This window comes from Aeromonas genomosp. paramedia, from assembly GCF_023093515.1.
Classification (GTDB): domain Bacteria; phylum Pseudomonadota; class Gammaproteobacteria; order Enterobacterales; family Aeromonadaceae; genus Aeromonas.
The window spans coordinates 136,218-154,490 of the sequence record NZ_JAAROG010000003.1; the positions used below are offsets into that span (position 1 = coordinate 136,218).

At 61.2% G+C, this 18,273-nt stretch carries 17 protein-coding genes; 11 read left to right on the forward strand and 6 right to left on the reverse strand.

Annotated elements, in window-relative coordinates:
* Positions 1-44: 44 nt before the first annotated feature.
* From rimP to HB860_RS03140, 8 genes are all read left to right on the forward strand, one after another.
* Positions 45-503: a ribosome maturation factor RimP gene (rimP, locus tag HB860_RS03105; RefSeq protein ID WP_025326064.1), complete on the forward strand. Its 459-nt coding sequence runs from the start codon at positions 45-47 to the stop codon at positions 501-503.
* A gap of 14 nt (positions 504-517) precedes the next feature.
* Positions 518-2,020: a transcription termination factor NusA gene (gene nusA / locus HB860_RS03110; RefSeq protein ID WP_042648795.1), complete on the forward strand. Its 1,503-nt coding sequence runs from the start codon at positions 518-520 to the stop codon at positions 2,018-2,020.
* A gap of 20 nt (positions 2,021-2,040) precedes the next feature.
* A complete protein-coding gene (infB, locus tag HB860_RS03115) occupies positions 2,041-4,734 on the forward strand; it encodes a translation initiation factor IF-2 (protein ID WP_139437351.1) in 2,694 nt (897 codons plus the stop codon).
* Positions 4,735-4,789: 55 nt separating this feature from the next.
* Complete coding sequence (rbfA, locus tag HB860_RS03120) at positions 4,790-5,224, forward strand: 30S ribosome-binding factor RbfA (protein WP_005326642.1); 435 nt, start codon at positions 4,790-4,792, stop codon at positions 5,222-5,224.
* 1 nt (position 5,225) lies between these two features.
* Positions 5,226-6,185, forward strand: coding sequence for a tRNA pseudouridine(55) synthase TruB (gene truB / locus HB860_RS03125; RefSeq protein ID WP_042648796.1), 960 nt, complete (start codon positions 5,226-5,228; stop codon positions 6,183-6,185).
* 160 nt (positions 6,186-6,345) lie between these two features.
* The gene (rpsO, locus tag HB860_RS03130) at positions 6,346-6,615 is read left to right on the forward strand and encodes a 30S ribosomal protein S15 (RefSeq protein WP_005317514.1); all 270 of its coding nucleotides are present in this window, start codon (positions 6,346-6,348) and stop codon (positions 6,613-6,615) included.
* Between the two features lie 180 nt (positions 6,616-6,795).
* Positions 6,796-8,937: a polyribonucleotide nucleotidyltransferase gene (gene pnp / locus HB860_RS03135; RefSeq protein ID WP_139437353.1), complete on the forward strand. Its 2,142-nt coding sequence runs from the start codon at positions 6,796-6,798 to the stop codon at positions 8,935-8,937.
* 147 nt (positions 8,938-9,084) lie between these two features.
* Entirely contained in the window at positions 9,085-10,296 is a 1,212-nt protein-coding gene (locus HB860_RS03140) for an MDR family MFS transporter (protein WP_247625712.1), read from the forward strand.
* Positions 10,297-10,299: 3 nt separating this feature from the next.
* Here the strand turns inward: HB860_RS03140 and HB860_RS03145 are convergent, their stop codons facing one another.
* Entirely contained in the window at positions 10,300-10,653 is a 354-nt protein-coding gene (locus HB860_RS03145) for a DsrE/DsrF/TusD sulfur relay family protein (protein ID WP_247625713.1), read from the reverse strand.
* Between the two features lie 159 nt (positions 10,654-10,812).
* Between HB860_RS03145 and HB860_RS03150 the strand changes: the two genes are divergently transcribed.
* Complete coding sequence (locus tag HB860_RS03150; protein ID WP_202046523.1) at positions 10,813-11,205, forward strand: DUF1090 domain-containing protein; 393 nt, start codon at positions 10,813-10,815, stop codon at positions 11,203-11,205.
* Positions 11,206-11,279: 74 nt separating this feature from the next.
* On the opposite strand, the gene HB860_RS03155 is transcribed toward HB860_RS03150, so the two are convergent.
* Complete coding sequence (locus HB860_RS03155; RefSeq protein WP_202046522.1) at positions 11,280-11,528, reverse strand: YfhL family 4Fe-4S dicluster ferredoxin; 249 nt, start codon at positions 11,526-11,528, stop codon at positions 11,280-11,282.
* Position 11,529: 1 nt separating this feature from the next.
* Entirely contained in the window at positions 11,530-12,891 is a 1,362-nt protein-coding gene (gene yegQ / locus HB860_RS03160) for a tRNA 5-hydroxyuridine modification protein YegQ (RefSeq protein WP_041205198.1), read from the reverse strand.
* Between the two features lie 455 nt (positions 12,892-13,346).
* Between yegQ and HB860_RS03165 the strand changes: the two genes are divergently transcribed.
* On the forward strand, positions 13,347-14,273 hold the full coding sequence (locus tag HB860_RS03165) for a L,D-transpeptidase family protein (RefSeq protein ID WP_005326662.1): 927 nt from the start codon (positions 13,347-13,349) through the stop codon (positions 14,271-14,273).
* Positions 14,274-14,339: 66 nt separating this feature from the next.
* Here HB860_RS03165 and HB860_RS03170 read toward each other — a convergent pair whose 3' ends face one another.
* Positions 14,340-14,735: a VOC family protein gene (locus tag HB860_RS03170; RefSeq protein ID WP_162519240.1), complete on the reverse strand. Its 396-nt coding sequence runs from the start codon at positions 14,733-14,735 to the stop codon at positions 14,340-14,342.
* Positions 14,736-14,895: 160 nt separating this feature from the next.
* On the opposite strand from HB860_RS03170, the gene HB860_RS03175 reads away from it, so the two are divergent.
* Complete coding sequence (locus HB860_RS03175) at positions 14,896-15,231, forward strand: hypothetical protein (RefSeq protein WP_247625714.1); 336 nt, start codon at positions 14,896-14,898, stop codon at positions 15,229-15,231.
* Between the two features lie 33 nt (positions 15,232-15,264).
* Here HB860_RS03175 and HB860_RS03180 read toward each other — a convergent pair whose 3' ends face one another.
* Positions 15,265-16,605 carry a TldD/PmbA family protein gene (locus HB860_RS03180; protein WP_247625715.1) on the reverse strand — a complete coding sequence of 447 codons (1,341 nt, stop codon included), beginning with the start codon at positions 16,603-16,605 and terminating at the stop codon, positions 15,265-15,267.
* Positions 16,605-18,005 (reverse strand): TldD/PmbA family protein, encoded by a 1,401-nt coding sequence (locus HB860_RS03185; RefSeq protein WP_247625716.1) that lies wholly within the window; start codon positions 18,003-18,005, stop codon positions 16,605-16,607. The genes HB860_RS03180 and HB860_RS03185 overlap by 1 nt, the downstream gene beginning before the upstream one ends.
* Between the last annotated feature and the right edge of the window lie 268 nt (positions 18,006-18,273).

The window sequence follows — 18,273 nt, forward strand, 5'->3', positions numbered from 1 at the left end:
CTATCTGGGCTATATGCCCTTTTTTTGTTTTTCGGAGGGTGACTTTGGCTACGTTGGAACAACGTTTGACCGATCTGCTCGAGGCTCCGGTCGTTGCCTTGGGTTTTGAACTTTGGGGTGTCGAGTTTATCCGTGCGGGTAAGCACTCGACCTTGCGCGTCTTCATCGACTCGGAGCAAGGCGTGACGGTGGAAGACTGTGCCGAGGTGAGCCGCCAGGTTGGCGCCATCATGGACGTCGAAGATCCCATCACCGAGGAGTATTACCTCGAGGTGTCCTCCCCGGGCCTGGATCGTCCGCTGTTCAAGGTTGCCCAGTTCGAAAAATACGTTGGCCAGGAGGCGGCGGTTTCGCTTCGGATGGCAACAAACAACCGCCGCAAGTTCAAAGGCGTAATCAAAGCTGTGCAGGGGGACATGATCACCCTGACAGTAGATGGTAAGGACGAGGTGTTGGCTTTCACCAATATCCAAAAAGCGAACATAGTGCCGAACTTTGGTTAACGAGGCTATCGGATATGAATAAAGAGATTTTGCTGGTCGTTGACGCTGTGTCCAACGAGAAGGCTGTCCCCCGCGAGAAGATTTTCCAGGCTCTGGAGACTGCGCTGGCGACTGCGACCAAGAAAAAATACGAAGGCGAGATTGAAGTTCGGGTCGAGATCGATCGCAAGACCGGTGACTACGACACCTATCGCCGTTGGGTCGTGGTGGCCGATCAGGCTTCCATGGAGAACCCGTACGGGGAAATCACCCTCGAAGCCGCTCAGATCGAGCAGCCGGATATCCAGATCGGCGACTATGTTGAAGACCAGATTGACTCTGTCACCTTCGACCGCATCACCACCCAGACCGCCAAGCAGGTCATCGTGCAGAAAGTGCGCGAGGCCGAGCGTTCCCAAGTCGTTGACCAGTTCAAGGACAAGGAAGGCACCATCATCAGCGGCGTGGTCAAGAAGAGCAACCGCGACAACGTGATCCTGGATCTGGGCAGCAATGCCGAGGCCGTGATCTTCCGTGACGACATGCTGCCCCGTGAGACCTTCCGTCCCGGTGACCGCATCCGTGGCCTGCTGTATGCAGTCCGTCCGGAAGCCCGTGGTTCCCAGCTGTTCGTCAGCCGCTCCAGCCCGGACTTCCTGAAAGAGCTGTTCCGCATCGAAGTGCCGGAGATCGGCGAAGAGATGATCGAAATCATGGGCGCTGCCCGTGATCCGGGTTCCCGCGCCAAGATCGCGGTCAAGACCAACGATCGTCGTATCGACCCGATCGGTGCCTGTATCGGCATGCGCGGCGCCCGCGTTCAGGCGGTCTCCGCCGAGCTGAGCGGTGAGCGTGCCGACATCGTGCTGTACGATGACAACCCGGCCCAATACGTGATCAATGCCATGGCGCCTGCCGATGTGGCCTCCATCATCGTCGATGAAGACAACCACACCATGGACATCGCCGTGGAAGCCGCCAACCTGGCCCAGGCCATCGGTCGCAACGGTCAGAACGTGCGTCTGGCCTCCCAGCTGACCGGTTGGGAGCTGAACGTCATGACCGTCGAGGACATGCGTGCCAAGCACCAGGCCGAGAACGACCGCATCCTGACCCTGTTCACCACAGCGCTGGACATCGACGACGATTTCGCCGGTCTGCTGATGGAAGAAGGTTTCTCCACCCTGGAAGAGATCGCCTTCGTGCCCGTCAATGAGCTGCTGGCCATCGACGGTCTGGACGAAGACATGGTGGAAGAGCTGCGCAAGCGTGCCAAGGATGTCCTGACCACCAAGGCCCTGGCCAAAGAAGAATCCTTCGACGGCGTAGAGCCTTCCGAAGAACTGCTCAATCTCAACGGCCTTGGCCGTGACATGGCGTATGCCCTGGCCGCTCGCGGCGTCGGCACCTTGGAAGATTTGGCAGAGCAAGGTATCGACGACCTTGCCGACATTGAAGAGCTGACCGCTGAGAAAGCCGGTGAGCTGATTATGGCTGCTCGCAATATCTGTTGGTTCGGAGAAGAGCAGTCTGAATAAGGTCAAACGGAGGAAAATGAATGGCAGAAGTATCAGTCAAACAACTTGCCACTGACATCGACACGCCGGTTGATCGTCTTCTCCAGCAGTTTGTCGATGCCGGTATCAGCAAGAGCAAGGCCGACGACCTCGTCAGCGAGTCTGAGAAACAGACTCTGCTGGCTCACTTGAAAAAACAGCATGGAGGTGACGAGATCACCGCACCAGCCCGCATGACTTTGCAGCGCAAGACCAAGAGCACCCTGAGTGTTCAAGGGACTGGCGGCAAGAACAAGGAAGTGCAGGTTGAAGTGCGCAAGACTCGCACCTATGTAAAACGCTCGGCGCTGGAAGATGAACAGCGTCAGGCGGAAGCCGAGGAAAAAGCGCGTTTGGAAGCAGAAGAAAAAGCTCGTCACGAGGCCGAAAACAAGGCCCGTCTCGATGCTGAAGAGAAGGCTCGCCGTGAGGCTGAGCAGGCTCGTCGTGAAGCTGAGGAAAAGGCGCGGATCGAGGCACAATCAAAGGCTCGACAGGCTCCACAGCCCGCCAAAGTAGCCGCTAGCACAGCTCAGCAAGAGGCAGAAAAGATGGCCAAGCGCGAAGCAGAAGAACTGAAGCGCCAACAGGAACAGACAGCTTTGCAAAAAGCTGAAGAACTCGCCGCGAAGAAAGCCGAAGAGGCTCGTGTCATGGCGGAACAGAATGCGGCCCGTTGGGCCGAGGAAGAGGCCGCTCGTGCCAAAGAGAGCAGCGATTACCATCTGACCACCAACAAGCACGCGCAAGCGGCCGAAGATGAGTTGGATCGTAAGGAAGAGACCAGCCGTCGCACGGCTGCCGCTGCCAAGGCCCCGAAAAAGGCCACTCGCCGCGAAGACGACCGTGACTCCCGCAACCCCCGCGCCCGCAAGGGCAAGCGTGGCAAGATGGCCATGCCGAACGCCATGAAGCACGGCTTCAACAAGCCGGCTGCCGTGGTGAACCGTGACGTCGTCATCGGCGAGACCATCACCGTGGCCGAGCTGGCCAACAAGATGGCCGTCAAGGGCGTCGAAGTCATCAAGGTGATGATGAAGATGGGGGCCATGGCCACCATCAACCAGGTGATCGATCAGGAGACCGCTCAGCTGGTCGCCGAGGAGATGGGTCACAAGGTGGTGCTGCGCCGCGAGAACGAGCTGGAAGAGGCAGTACTGTCCGATCGTGACGAGACCTCCGAAGCCAAGCCGCGTGCCCCTGTCGTGACCATCATGGGTCACGTCGACCACGGCAAGACCTCGCTGCTGGACTACATCCGTAAAGCCAAGGTCGCCGCAGGCGAAGCCGGTGGCATTACCCAGCATATCGGTGCCTACCACGTCGAGACCGACAGTGGCATGATCACCTTCCTGGATACCCCGGGTCACGCCGCGTTTACCTCCATGCGTGCTCGTGGTGCCAAGGCGACCGACATCGTGGTTCTGGTGGTTGCTGCCGATGACGGCGTCATGCCGCAGACCATCGAAGCCATCCAGCACGCCAAGGCGGCAGAAGTGCCCCTGGTGGTGGCGGTCAACAAGATCGACAAGCCTGAAGCGGATCCGGATCGCGTCAAGACCGAGCTGGCCCGTTACAACGTCATGTCCGAAGACTGGGGTGGCGATTGCCAGTTCGTCCACGTCTCCGCCAAATCCGGCGAAGGCATCGACGAGCTGCTGGAAGCCATCCTGATCCAGTCCGAAGTGCTGGAGCTGAAAGCGGTCGTCGATGGCATGGCCAACGGCGTCGTGATCGAATCCTTCTTGGACAAGGGTCGTGGCCCGGTTGCCACCGTACTGGTACAAGAAGGTACCCTGCGTCAGGGTGACATCGTGCTCTGTGGTCTCGAATACGGCCGTGTTCGCGCCATGCGTGACGAACTGGGTCGCGAGATCAAGGAAGCGGGTCCGTCCCTGCCGGTGGAAATCCTGGGTCTGTCCGGTGTTCCCTCTGCCGGTGACGAAGCCACCGTCGTGCGTGATGAGAAGAAGGCCCGTGAAGTGGCTCTCTATCGTCAGGGCAAGTTCCGCGAAGTCAAGCTGGCTCGCCAGCAGAAGGCCAAGCTGGAAAACATGTTCGCCAACATGACCGAGGGCGAAGTGTCCGAAGTGAACGTGGTGATCAAGGCCGACGTACAGGGTTCTGTGGAAGCGATCTGCGATGCGCTGGTCAAGCTCTCCACCGACGAAGTCAAGGTCAAGATCGTGGGTTCCGGGGTCGGTGGTATCACCGAAACCGACGCTACCCTGGCGGCTGCTTCCAGCGCCATCCTGGTGGGCTTCAACGTCCGTGCCGACGCTTCTGCGCGCAAGGTCATCGAATCCGAGAGCCTGGATCTGCGTTACTACTCCGTCATCTATGACCTGATCGACGAAGTGAAGCAGGCCATGAGCGGCAAGCTGGCCCCTGAGTATCGTCAGGAGATCATCGGTCTGGCTGAAGTCCGTAGCGTCTTCAAGTCACCGAAGTTCGGCGCCGTTGCCGGCTGTATGGTCACCGAAGGTGTGGTCAAGCGTTCCAACCGTATTCGCGTTCTGCGTGACAACGTGGTTATCTATGAAGGCGAGCTGGAATCCCTGCGTCGCTTCAAGGATGACGTCAACGAGGTCCGCAACGGTTACGAGTGTGGTATCGCGGTCAAGAACTACAACGACGTGCGCGAAGGCGACCAGATCGAAGTTTACGAGACCATTGAAATTCAGCGGACTCTGTAAGCCGAGCGTTAGAACAAATAGGGGGCTGCGGCCCCCTTTTATCGCAGGATAGAATATGGCCAGAGAATTCAGCCGGACCCGTCGGGTCGGGCAGCAGATCCAGCGTGAAATCGCGCTGATCCTGCAGCGCGAGGTGAAAGACCCGCGCATCGGCATGGTGACCGTCTCCGACGTGGAAGTGTCCAAGGACCTCAACTATGCCAAGATTTACGTCACCTTCCTGCAGCTGGAGAATGACGCCGAGCGTATCGCGGAAGGGCTCAAGGGCCTGACCGAGGCGGCCGGTTACATTCGCAGCCTGCTTGGCAGCGCCATGCGTCTGCGGGTGGTGCCGGAGCTGCGTTTCTACTACGACCAGACTCTGGTCGAGGGGATGCGCCTCTCCAACCTGGTGACCAACACTGTGCGTGAAGACAAGCGTCGCATGACCGAAGCCGGTCGTGAAGAAGACGAAGCCGCACCGGATGATACTACTGAGGACAAAGCCTGAGATGTCTCGAAGACGTCGTTTCAAGGGCCGTGACGTACACGGTATCCTGCTGCTGGACAAGCCGACCGGTCTGACTTCCAACGATGTGTTGCAGAAGGTCAAGCGGATCTACAACGCGGCCAAGGCCGGCCACACCGGCGCCCTGGATCCCCTGGCGACCGGCATGTTGCCGATCTGCCTGGGCGAGGCCACCAAGTTCTCCCAGTATCTGCTGGAGGCGGACAAGCGCTATGAGGTGACCGCCAAGCTGGGCGAGCGCACCAACACCAGCGACTCCGACGGCGAGGTGGTCTCCACCCGTCCGGTGAACGTGGCCGTGGGTACCCTGATCGAGGCGCTGGACCAGTTCCGCGGCCCCATCATGCAGGTGCCGTCCATGTACTCCGCTCTCAAGCACAACGGTCGTCCGCTCTACGAGTACGCCCGTGAAGGCATAGAGATCGAGCGGGAAGCCCGTCCCATCACCGTATTCGAGCTCAAACTGCTGAGTTTCGAAGGGGATGAGGTGCGTCTCGAGGTGCACTGCAGCAAGGGCACCTACATCCGCTCCCTGGTGGACGATCTCGGCGAAGTGCTGGGCTGTGGCGCCCACGTCACCCAGCTGCGTCGCACCCAGGTGGCCAGCTATCCGTATGATCGGATGCTGACCCTGGAGCAGCTCGAGTGCATCTTCGAGCAGGCCAAGGCCGAGAGCATTCCGCCACGGGAGCAGCTGGATCCCCTGCTGCTGCCGATGGATACCGCAGTGGCGTCCCTGCCCGAGGTGAACATGCTGACGGCCGTGGCCGCCTATGTGAACCAGGGCCAGGCCGTGCAGGTGGCGGGTGCGCCGCAAAGCGGCCAGGTCCGCATGACGGTGGGTCCTGAGCGCGAGTTCATCGGCGTCGGCGAGATCGACGACGAAGGGCGGGTCGCCCCCAAGCGGCTGGTGCGTTATCACGACGATCGCGACGAGGAGTGATCCTCTGGCGGTATCGCCCTGGCTCACCGGCCAGGGCGCATGCAGCTCGCTCCTCTTTATCGTTGCGAAAAGGGGCGGCTGCGATTATGATACCGCCCTCATTTCACGGCTGAATTAGAGATTGGCTGTGAACCTTTAAACACTCTACTGGAGTAATACCATGTCTCTAAATGCTGAGATCAAAGCTTCCATCGTTGCTGACAACGCTCGTTGCGCCAACGACACCGGTTCCCCCGAAGTGCAGGTTGCCCTGCTGACTGCCCAGATCAACCATCTGCAAGGTCACTTCAAGGAGCACGCCAAGGATCACCACGGTCGTCGCGGTCTGCTGCGCATGGTTTCCCAGCGTCGCAAGCTGCTGGACTACCTGAAGCGTAAAGACGTTCAGCGTTACGCTGCTCTGATCGCCAAGCTGGGTCTGCGTCGTTAATCGACCATCAGATTTCGCGAAAAAGGGGAACCGTGAGGTTCCCCTTTTTTATGGATCATTTTTATCGCGCGGCAAACCGTTGCCTGCCTCACAGAATGCGTGCCACCGCTTACCTTTTGATGCGAATCAAGTATACTTGCACGCGAATTTAAAGCGCCAAATTGTAAAAAGGAAATTCACGTGAATCCTATTGTAAAGTCATTCCAGTACGGTCAACACACCGTCACCCTGGAAACCGGTGTGATGGCCCGTCAAGCCACTGCGGCCGTCATGGTCAGCATGGACGATACCTGCGTATTTGTGACCGTCGTCGGCAAGAAAGAGGCCGATCACGGCCGTGATTTCTTCCCGCTGACCGTCAACTATCAGGAGCGTACCTATGCTGCTGGTCGTATCCCGGGTGGTTTCTTCCGTCGTGAAGGCCGTCCGAGCGAAGGTGAGACCCTCATCTCCCGCCTGATCGACCGTCCTATTCGTCCGCTGTTCCCGGAAGGCTTCCTCAATGAGGTTCAGGTGGTTGCCACCGTCATGTCCGTGAACCCGGCCGTGTCCCCCGACATCGTTGCCATGATCGGTGCCTCTGCTGCCCTGGCCATCTCCGGTATCCCGTTCGGCGGCCCCATTGCTGCTGCCCGCGTGGGTTACATGAACGGTCAGTACGTGCTGAACCCGACCACCACCGAACTGCCCCAGAGCGATCTGGACCTGGTGGTTGCCGGTACCGCCAACGCGGTGCTGATGGTGGAATCCGAAGCGGCCATCCTGTCCGAAGAGGTGATGCTGGGCGCCGTGGTCTATGGCCACGAGCAGATGCAGGTGGTGATCAACGCCATCAACGAATTTGCCGCCGACGTGGGTACCCAGCCCTGGGACTGGACCCCGCCTGCCGTCAACGAAGCGCTGAAAGCCAAGGTTGCCGAGCTGGCGACCGCCGAACTGGGTGAAGCCTACCGCATCACCGAGAAGGCAGTGCGTTACGCCGCCATCGGTGCCATCAAGGCGCGCGTGGTCGAGCAGGTCATCGCCTCCGGCGTGGAAGAAGATGCCAAGAAGATCGGCGAAGAGTTCCACAGCCTGGAAAGCCGCATCGTCCGTGGCCGTGTGGTCCGTGGCGAGCCGCGCATCGATGGTCGCGATCCGGAAATGATCCGCGCCCTGTCCGTCGGCACCGGCATCCTGCCGCGCGCTCACGGCTCCGCCCTGTTCACCCGTGGCGAGACTCAGGCCATCGTGGTTGCGACCCTGGGTACCGAGCGTGACGCCCAGAACATCGACGAGCTGTCTGGCCACCGTGCCGACCGCTTCATGCTGCACTACAACTTCCCGCCGTACTGCGTCGGCGAGACCGGCATGATGGGCAGCCCCAAGCGTCGTGAAATCGGTCACGGTCGTCTGGCCAAGCGCGGCGTTGCTGCCGTGATGCCGAGCGCCGCCGAGTTCCCGTACGTGGTGCGCGTGGTCTCTGAAATCACCGAATCCAACGGTTCCTCCTCCATGGCCTCCGTCTGTGGTTCTTCCCTGGCGCTGATGGACGCGGGTGTGCCGATCAAGGCCTCCGTTGCCGGTATCGCCATGGGTCTGGTGAAGGAAGAAGAAGGTTTCGTGGTGCTGTCCGACATCCTGGGTGACGAAGATCACCTGGGCGACATGGACTTCAAGGTGGCCGGTACTACCCAGGGTATCACCGCGCTGCAGATGGACATCAAGATCGAAGGCATCACCAAAGAGATCATGGAGATTGCCCTCAAGCAAGCTCGTGGCGCTCGCCTGCACATCCTGAAGGTCATGGACGAAGCGATCCAGGCTCCCCGTGCCGAAATCTCCGATTTCGCCCCGCGCATCCACACCATCAAGATCAATCCCGAGAAGATCAAGGATGTCATCGGCAAGGGCGGTTCCGTGATCCGTGCCCTGACCGAAGAGACCGGCACCAACATCGAGCTGGATGATGACGGTACCGTCCGCATCTCTGCCGTTGCCAACGAAGCCGCCATGGAAGCCATCCGTCGCATCGAGGCCATCACCGCCGAGATCGAAGTGAACCGCATCTATGAAGGCAAGGTTGTGCGTCTGGCCGATTTTGGCGCCTTCGTCAACATACTGCCGGGTAAAGACGGTCTGGTGCACATCTCCCAGATCACCGATGCCCGCGTGCAGAACGTGGCCGACTTCCTGAAGATCGGCGACGTGGTGAAGGTGAAGGTACTGGAAGTGGACCGTCAGGGCCGCGTGCGTCTCTCCATCAAGGAAGCGAATGCACCGACCGAAGCCGTCGCCCCGGTTGCCGACGTGGCCGTTGCCGAAGAGCCGGCTGCCGAATAAGGCACCCGTTCTGTGAAGAGCCGACCTCAGGGTCGGCTTTTTTGTGCCTGTCTGCCTGTGGAGACCAGAGAGAAGATGCCTTGTTCCTTTTGGCGCCAATTGCTATAAGGGACGACTCGCCGTCACGTTGTCAAAAGGAAGTGCAGCATGTCATGGGCCTATCTCAGGCAGTTTCCCCCGTTAGTCTGGATCGTCATCCTGGGCACCTTCATGGTGCGCACCACCTTCTTCATGGTCTGGCCCTTTCTCTCCATCCTGCTCTATCGCGACTACGGGCTGTCGGCGACCCTGATCGGCCTCATCCTGGGGGCCACGGCGGCCCTCTCCACCCTGGTCAGCTTCTATGGCGGCTGGCTGTCGGACAAATGGGGGCGGCGCAACATACTGCTGTTCGGCTGCCTGGTGTCCGCCCTGAGCGTCGCCCTGCTCGGCCTCTCCCATCAGGTGATCTGGCTGGCTCTCGGGGTGATCGGCAGCGGACTCTCCTACGGGCTCATCGATTCCCCTGGCAAGGCGTTGATGGCCGACAGCCTGGCCGAGCCCAAGGCCCGCGAGCTGGCGCTGCACCTGCGTTACTTTCTGCTCAACCTGGGGGCGGCCATCGGTCCCCTGCTCGGGGTCAGCTACGGCCTGAGCGCACGGCAGGAGACCTTCCTGCTGCTCAGTGCCAGCTATCTGCTGCTCGGCTTCATCTTCTTCGTCGGTTTTCGACTGGCCGCCTGTCAGCCAAGCCATGCCGCCGGCCCGGGCATGCGCGCCGTGCTGCGGGTGCTCTGGCAGGACAGGGGCTTCCTGCTGCTGACGATGGCCAACATGCTGCTGATGCTGGTCTATGCCCAGTTCGAGTCACCGCTCATCCAGTACCTGACCCGGGCGGGGACCCCTGAGGTGGAGCGCCTCATCGGCTGGCTGGTGAGCACCAATGCGCTGACCATAGTGATCCTGCAGTTCCCGCTGCTGCACTTGACTGCCAACTGGTCTATCAAGCGCCGACTGCAGCTCGGGGTCGCCTTCTTCCTCAGCGCCCAGCTGCAGTTCGCGCTCGGGGATACCGCTATCTGGTGGCACTGGATAGTGGCGGTGATCCTGCTCAGCATCGGCGAGTGCATCCTGTTCCCGCTGCTCAATGTGCTGGTCGATCAGATGGCGCCGGAGCACCTCAAGGGCAGTTACTTCGGGGCGGCTTCCATGTCCGGGCTCGGGATCGCCATCGGCGCCCTGCTGGGGGGCTGGATCCTGGCCAACTGGGGGGGCAGCTGGCTCTATGGCTGCATGGCGCTGCTCTGCCTGGCGATCCTGATGCTCTATGGCCTGAGTACCCGGACCTCACGCCCTGCGCTGGTCCGGGCCGAGCCCTGATCTCTAGAAGGTCAGCACCTTGTCGGCCGCCAGTGTCCACTGGGCCAGCAGGGGCAGGGTGCCTACCTCTATGCCCTCGATGAGGGGAAGGGCCGTGATGCCCCGCGCATCCGTGCAGCTCTTGCACAGCCGGATCCGGGTGTCCTGGGCCAGCAGGATCTCCAGCATCTGGCGCAGGTTGTAACCCTCGGCGGGGGATTGGCCCGCCAGGGCGGCGCTGACTGCGTCTGACATCAGGAAGAGTTTCAGGTCGATGTCTTCCTGCTCGTTGAGGGCTATCCCCAGGCGCAGGGCATTGAACAGGGTTTCGCTGCCATAGGGGGCACCGTTGGCGATGATGACGATCTGTTGCTTCATGGGACTCTCCGGGTTGAAAGGGGCATTGTAGCGTCGCCGGCATGGCGGCGGCATGACCCAGTGCAAACTCTGTCGTAGCCCTTTCCCTGTGCCTTGACCTCGGGGTATGAGTCAGGTTTCATAGGCGGCCATCCAGTATGACAGAGCAAAGAGGTCGTTATGTGGAAGATCGCCGGAATAGGATTATTGCTGTTGGCCGGACAGGCCTATGGCAGTGAAAACGTCGGCTGCAAGGCCAGGCATCAGGCAGTGACCGAGCAGTTGAGCTTCGCCCGGGCGCACGATAACGCGCAGCAGGTGGCGGGCCTGGAGCAGGCCCTGCGCAACATCGAGACCCATTGCACCGATGCCGGGCTCCTCGAGGAGCAGCAGCGAAAGGTGGCCAAGCAGAAGCAAGAGGTGGAGGAGCGTCTGGCGGATCTGCAGAGCGCCCGGGTCTCGGGCAAGCCGGACAAGATCGCCAAGAAGCAGGCCAAGCTGGAGGCATCCCAGGCCGAGCTGCTGGAAGCCCAGCGCGAGCTTGAGGCGCTGCAGAAGCTGGTCAAGCCCTGAGTGGGCTGTAGCGCAATAGAAAAAGCCGGGCATGCCCGGCTTTTTCTATTTCTGGATGGCCCGCAGGTCCGGCACTACTGCCGGTGCATCAGCACAAACTTGTCCATCAGTTGCTCTTCGGTCTCCACGTGAGCGGGATCCCAGATGATGCAGTCGATAGGGCAGACACTGATGCAGGTGGGCTTCTCATAGTGGCCGACGCACTCGGTGCAGCGACTGGGATCTATCTCGTAGATCTTCTCCCCCAGGCTGATGGCCTGGTTCGGACACTCGGGATCGCACATGTCACAGTTGATGCACTTGTCGGTGATGAGCAGCGCCATCTCAGGCCGCCGAGTGGGGCTGACGGGTGTCCTGGCGATCGCCCAGGTTGCGCAGCAGTATGCCGTAGTTGACGTCGATCTCCTTGGGGACGGGCACATAGACCACGTGGCCGTTGCCCGGCGCGGTGTCGATAAGCTCGCCCTTGCGGTTCTGCATCTGCTCCAGGTTGAAGCTGACGTTGCCCTGGGGGGTCATCAGCTCCAGGCTGTTGCCCACCAGGAACTTGTTCTTCACTTCCACTTCCACCATGTCGCCCTGGCGACCGGTGATCTCGCCGACGAACTGCTGGGTGTCGGAGACGGAGTAGCCGTAGTCGTAGTTCTGGTACTCGCTGTGGTTGTGACGGCGCAGGAAGCCCTCGGTATAGCCACGGTGGGCCAGGTTCTCGAGGGTGCCCATCAGGGTCGGATCGAACGGACGACCGGCGACCGCATCGTCGATGGCCTTGCGATAGACCTGGGCGGTGCGGGCGCAGTAGTAGAAGGACTTGGTGCGGCCTTCGATTTTCAGCGAATGAACGCCCATTTTGGTCAGGCGCTCCACGTGCTCGACGGCGCGCAGATCCTTGGAGTTCATGATGTAGGTGCCGTGCTCGTCCTCGAACGCCGTCATGTACTCGCCGGGGCGGTTGGACTCTTCCAGCAGCACCAGGGCATCGCTCGGCTTGCCGAGCCCCAGGGTGTTGTCCGGGCGCACGGCGATGGGCTCCTGACGGTGGACAATCTGGCCCACGTCATCTTCCTTGCCCTCATGCACCTTGTACTCCCAGCGGCAGGAGTTGGTGCAGGTGCCCTGGTTGGGGTCACGCTTGTTGATGTAGCCGGAGAGCAGGCAGCGGCCCGAGTAGGCCATGCACAGCGCCCCGTGGACGAAGACTTCCAGCTCCATCTCGGGCACCTGCATGCGGATCTCTTCGATCTCGTCGAGCGACAGTTCGCGCGAGAGGATGGCGCGGGTCAGGCCCATCTGATGCCAGAACTTCACCGTGGCCCAGTTGACCGCGTTGGCCTGCACCGAGAGGTGGATGGGCATGTCCGGGAAGGCTTCGCGCATCATCATGATGAGACCGGGGTCGGACATGATCAGCGCATCCGGCTTCATGTCCACCACGGGGCGCATGTCGCGGATGAAGGTCTTGAGCTTGGAGTTGTGGGGCTGGATGTTGGCCACCACATAGAACTGCTTGCCCAGGGCATGGGCCTCGTTGATGCCGAGCTGCAGATTCTCGTGATCGAATTCGTTGTTGCGCACCCGCAGGCTGTAGCGCGGCTGGCCCGCATAGACGGCGTCGGCGCCATAGGCATAGGCGTAACGCATATTCTTGAGGGTCCCGGCGGGGGAGAGCAATTCTGGTCTGAACATGTTGGACTCTTTCTGTCTGATTGCAAATCAGGACGGCGCCACCTGATGGCGCCGTATAGGGTCATCGGCATGGTGCGACCGTACTCGACGCACGGCCACCCGATGAGGTACACCCAGAGCACGAGATGACTCGATACTCCTGATAAAAGGGGTGCGAGATTGTACTCGTGACGGCGCCATCATGCAATTTGGCGCTAGGGTGGCGGGCCGGATGCATGTTCATTTTGTGCTCAGATTGGCGATGTTAGGGTAACAGGCACCCGATACGGCCGATTGTTGGGGGGAGAATGGATCTTTTCCGTGAAAAAGCCCCCTCTTCAAGTTGAAATTTTGTCCGACTCGGGAAAGAATGCGCGCTCGGTATTGGCCTCGGGCGAGCGTGACTCGTGACAAGGGACAGACCGAGGATGAACCGGCTTCAGGCCAACAGGTACAGGAAACCATACAGGAATTTTATGAATCCCCTTCGCATTGCCGCTTCGGCCCTTTTTTGCACTCTGACCCTGGTCAGCCAGCAGGCCGCCGCCGTTGAATACGCGCTGCCGGCCGCCAACAGCCGTCTGATCGGTGAGAACCAGGAATACGTGGTGCCCGCGGACAACCGTCCGCTGGAGCAGATCGCCGCCGACTTCCAGCTGGGCCTGACCAACATCATGGAAGCGAACCCGGGCGTCGACCCCTATCTGCCGACGCCGGGCAGCAAGCTGACCATTCCGCATCAGCTGATCCTGCCGAATGCGCCGCGCGAGGGGATCGTCATCAACGTGGCCGAGATGCGTCTCTACTACTACCCGAAAGGCAAGAACGTGGTGCAGGTATTGCCCATCGGCATCGGCCAGCTGGGGGTCAACACCCCGGAGAACTGGATCACCAAGGTGGAGCGCAAGCGCGCCAACCCGACCTGGACTCCGACCGAGAACATCCGTCGCCGCTACGCCGCCCAGGGCAAGACACTGCCTGCGGTCTGGCCGGCCGGTCCGGACAACCCCATGGGCCTGCACGCCCTCTATATCGGCAACCTGTACGCCATCCACGGCACCAACGCCACCTTCGGCATCGGCCTGCGGGTGAGCAGCGGCTGCGTGCGTCTGCGCGCCGATGACATCAAGTACCTGTTCGACAACGTGCCGGTCGGTACCCGCGTCCAGTTCGTCAACCAGCCGGTCAAGACCACGGTCGAGCCGGATGGCGGTCGTTACATGGAAGTGCACGAGCCGCTGTCGCGCACCGAGGAGGAGTTCAACTCCACCGCCTCGGTACCGCTCCCCATGACCCCGGCCACCACCCGCTTCATCGCCCACATGGACAGCGACTCCAACGTGGTCAAGCAGGTGCTGGAACAGCGTACCGGCATGCCGACCCGCCTCAATCCCGAAGCCTGATCGCTTCTGATTGGTGTCAGGTAACAATAACGGCGACCCCAGGGTCGCCGTTATTGTTTATGCGGCTCAAGGAGCGGGCGGGGCATAGAGGGCCAGCCAGTTGCCTTCGGTATCCTCGATGATGACCCGGGAGCCGTGGCCGCTGCCGATGGAATGCAGGGGTTCGAGCACCCGCCCGCCGAGCCGGGGAACCAGCTGCTCGGCCTCCTGCAGCCTGTCACCCAGGGAGAGATAGATGAGGGGACCGGCGCCACCGGGCTGGTGGTATTTGTCCATGGGGCCGAGACAGGCCGCCGCGTTGCTGCCATCGTAGCGCAGCATGGCAAAGCGCATCTCCTCCTCCTGTATGGGGGTGACCTGCACATCGAGCAGGGCCGAGTAGAAGTCCATGGCGCGATCCAGATCCCGCGTCGGAATGTCGGCCCAGACCAGGGTGTTGTCCATCTTCGTATTCTCCAGCATGTTCCGGCCGAGGCGACCGGCGGCTCTTGGAATCAATCTGCGATCTTGCTGCGAGACCGTGATCAAGGCTCATGCGCAGCTCTTTACCTTGCTGACGGTCTCGCGACAGGTCTTGGACTGGTTCTTAGAGGTTAGGAGTGGGGGATGAGAGACGCCATCAATGAAAAAGCGGCGCCTGATGGCGCCGCTTTTGGATGGGGAAGATAACCGATTTTCCCTCTATATACAGTCACTTGCCTGCGACAATCAAGCCACCGAAACGGATGGATTGAGGAGCATAGAGCGCCTTGTCATCCATTGGCTGTCACTTGCCTACGACATTCAAGCCACCGAAACGGATGGATTGAGGAGCATAGAGCGCCTTGTCATCCATTGGCTGTCACTTGCCTGCGACATTCAAACCGCCGAAACGGATGGATGGAGGCGCATAGAACGCCTTGTCATCCATTGGTTGTCACTTGCCTGCGACATTCACGCCACCGAAACGGATGGATGAAGGAGCATAGAGCGCCTTGTCATTCATTGGTTGTCATTTGCCTGCGACATTCAAGCCACCGAAACGGATGAGGGGGGCATAGAAGCCCTTGCCATCGTTGTGGTGCAGCCGGTTGCCGACCGCTTCCAGCTCCCCGAGCAGACGGTAGAAGTTGCCCGCGACCGTGATGCCGCGCACCGGCTGGACGCGTACACCGTCCCGGCACAGGAACCCTGACGCGCCGAACGAGAAGTCGCCGCTCACCGCATCGGCACCGGAGTGCAGACCGTCCAGCTTGAGCAGCTCCAGATAGTCGCCGCTCTGCACCTCGCCCTCGCTGTGAGGGCCTGTGCCAAACACCAGGTGGCGGGCGGTCACATCCAGGGCGCTGCGGGCACTGCGGGCCGCCGAGCCATTGCTCGCCACCCCAAAGTGGCGGGCGGTGGCGCTGTTGTGCAGCAGGGTCTTCAGCTCCCCTTCGCCAATCAGCAGCAGATCCGAGGTAGCCGCCCCCTCGCCATCGAACGCCTTGATGTTCATGCCCCCCGGCATATAGGCCCGGCTCTCCAGGGTGAGCCAGCGGGAGGCCACGTTTTGCCCCAATTTGCCGCGCCAGGGGTTGATCCCCTGCTGGGCCCACTTGCCCGACAGCGCCCCCTGGAAGCAGCCAAACAGGCTGGCAAAGCAGTTGGTGCTGAAGAGTACGCTGTAGCGACCGCTCGGCACCGCCTCACCCATCAGCAGGCCGTCGGCCACGGCGTGGATCTGCCGGATGAGGGGCTGGCTCTCCAGCTCGTCGAAGCGCCGTGCATATTGTCCCTGGTAGTGCATGGACTGGCGCCCCTCCCGCTCGATGAGGGCGGAGCTGTGGCAACCGACGCTGAATTCCTGATGTTCGCAGAACGTGCCCTGGCTGTTGGCGAGCCAGAGGCGGCTCTCCCCTTCGAAGAAGCCGTTGTAGGGGGCGCCGGTCACGTCCGGCAGGGCCAGCATGTCCGATTCGAGACGCAGGGCCAGGGCGATCTTCTCTTCCACCGCCGTGGTGTCGGCCTGGTGTATCTCGGCGCAGTCGGTGGTGAGCCGGCTCTGCTGCACAGTGATGCGCTGATCCGGGTCCACCTTGGCGAAGCGGCTGGCATCGAGCGCATCCTGCACCATGGCATCCAGCGCCGGCTCATCGAGGGATTCCGAGTAGGCGATGCCGACCCGGCCCTCCTTGATGAGGCGAATGCCTATCTGCTGGCTGCTGGTGACCTTGTATTCGCCGAGCTCGCCCTTGTCGGCCTTGAGGGAGAAGGCTTTCTCCTGGTTGGCGATGACATCTGCCTCGGCGTCCAAATCGGCGACCTTGTCCAGCAGGCGTGCAAGCAGTTGGTTCATGTCGAGCTGGCTCATCAGGCGTTCCCTCCCACCAGAATGTTGTCCACTTTGAGAGCCGGTTGGCCCACCGAGGTGGGCACAGAGCCCGAGATGGAGCCGCACATGCCGGCGGCCAGCGCCAGATTGCGTCCCACCATGGAGATCTCTTTCAGCACTTGCGGGCCTGTGCCGATCAGGGTCGCCGACTTGAGGGGCCGGGTTATCTTGCCGTGCTCGATGAGGTAGGCCTCCTGCACGTTGAAGTTGAACTCGCCCGTGCCCGGCTGCACCGAGCCGCCCCCCATCTTCTTGGCGTAGATGCCGTGCTCGACCGTGGCCAGCATATCGTCCAGGCTGTGGTTGCCCGGCTCGATATAGGTGTTGCGCATGCGCGAGGTGGGAGCGAACTTGTAGGACTCGCGTCGCCCGGAACCGGTGCGGGCATGGCCGGTCTTGATGGCCCCCATTCTGTCCACCAGGAAGCCGGTGAGCACGCCCTCCTTGATGAGCTGGGTGTGCTGGGTCGCCATTCCCTCGTCATCGACGTTGATGGAGCCCCAGGCGTTGCTCTGCAAGCCCTCGTCCACCGCGCTGACCGCCGGATTGGCGATGAGCTGGCCCATCTTGTCGTGGAATACCGAGGCCTTCTTGGCCACCGAGGTGGTCTCCAGCAGGTGACCGCAGGCCTCGTGGAAGATGACGCCGCCAAAGCCGCTCTCCATGATGACCGGCAGCTTGCCGCTCGGGCAGGGGGCTGCACCCAGCTTCACCAGCGCCTGACGGGTGGCGGTGAGGGCCAGCTCCCGCGGATCGATGCGATCGGCATGCTCCCAGCCCATCAGGGCACCGGGGGCCTCGTAGCCCACGCTCTGCTCGCCCCCGTCCAGGGCGATGGTCTGGGCCATGATGCGGTTGTAGTGGCGGCGATCTGCCACCTGGAGTCCTTCGCTGTTGAAGATCTCCACCTCCTGCTCCCAGCCCAGCACGTTGCCGGAGAACTGGCTCACCTTGCTGCTCTCGGCGCGAGCCACGGCATCCATGGCGTGCAGGTAGGCGATCTTCTGCTCCAGCAGCTTGTCGGCCGAGAGCGGCAGGGCCACCGGATTGCGATCGGTCAAGCGGGTGAAGTCGAAGGCGGTGGCGGTGACCACGGGGTCACGCCTGTCCTTGGCCGCCAGCAGGGTGACGATGCGCAGCAGCTCCTCGCGGCTGGCGAGGTTGGTGTAGCCGTAGAGCACCTTGTGGCCGTAGCACAGGCGCACGCCTATGCCGAAATCGAGGCCACCGCTGATGTTCTCTATCTGGCTGGAGAGCAGGCTGAGCTGGCTGCGGCGCTTGCGCTCCACAAACAGCTCGGCGAAGTCGGCACCCAGCGCCAGGGCGTGATCGAGCACGTCGCGGGCTATGGTGGGGGCCAACAGGGAGAATGAGGTCATAGAATTTCCTTTTCTGGTCTGTTTCCTGTTTGCTTCCGACACCCGTTCTGATTGTGTTATGGGGTGTCGGTTGCATTGTTGCAGACCAGCACAAAAAAGTCGCTATAGCGTCATGCGATGATACCGATTGAGAGAATCGGTGCGATAACTGCGACCGGCAGCCAGTGTGGCTGGCTGCCGGCAGGGGAGATCAACGTCGCTTTCGAGGAGCGATGAGGGAGCCGAACCGTCGATGCTTTTTGGTACCACCTGGCGGGCTGAGAGCAGC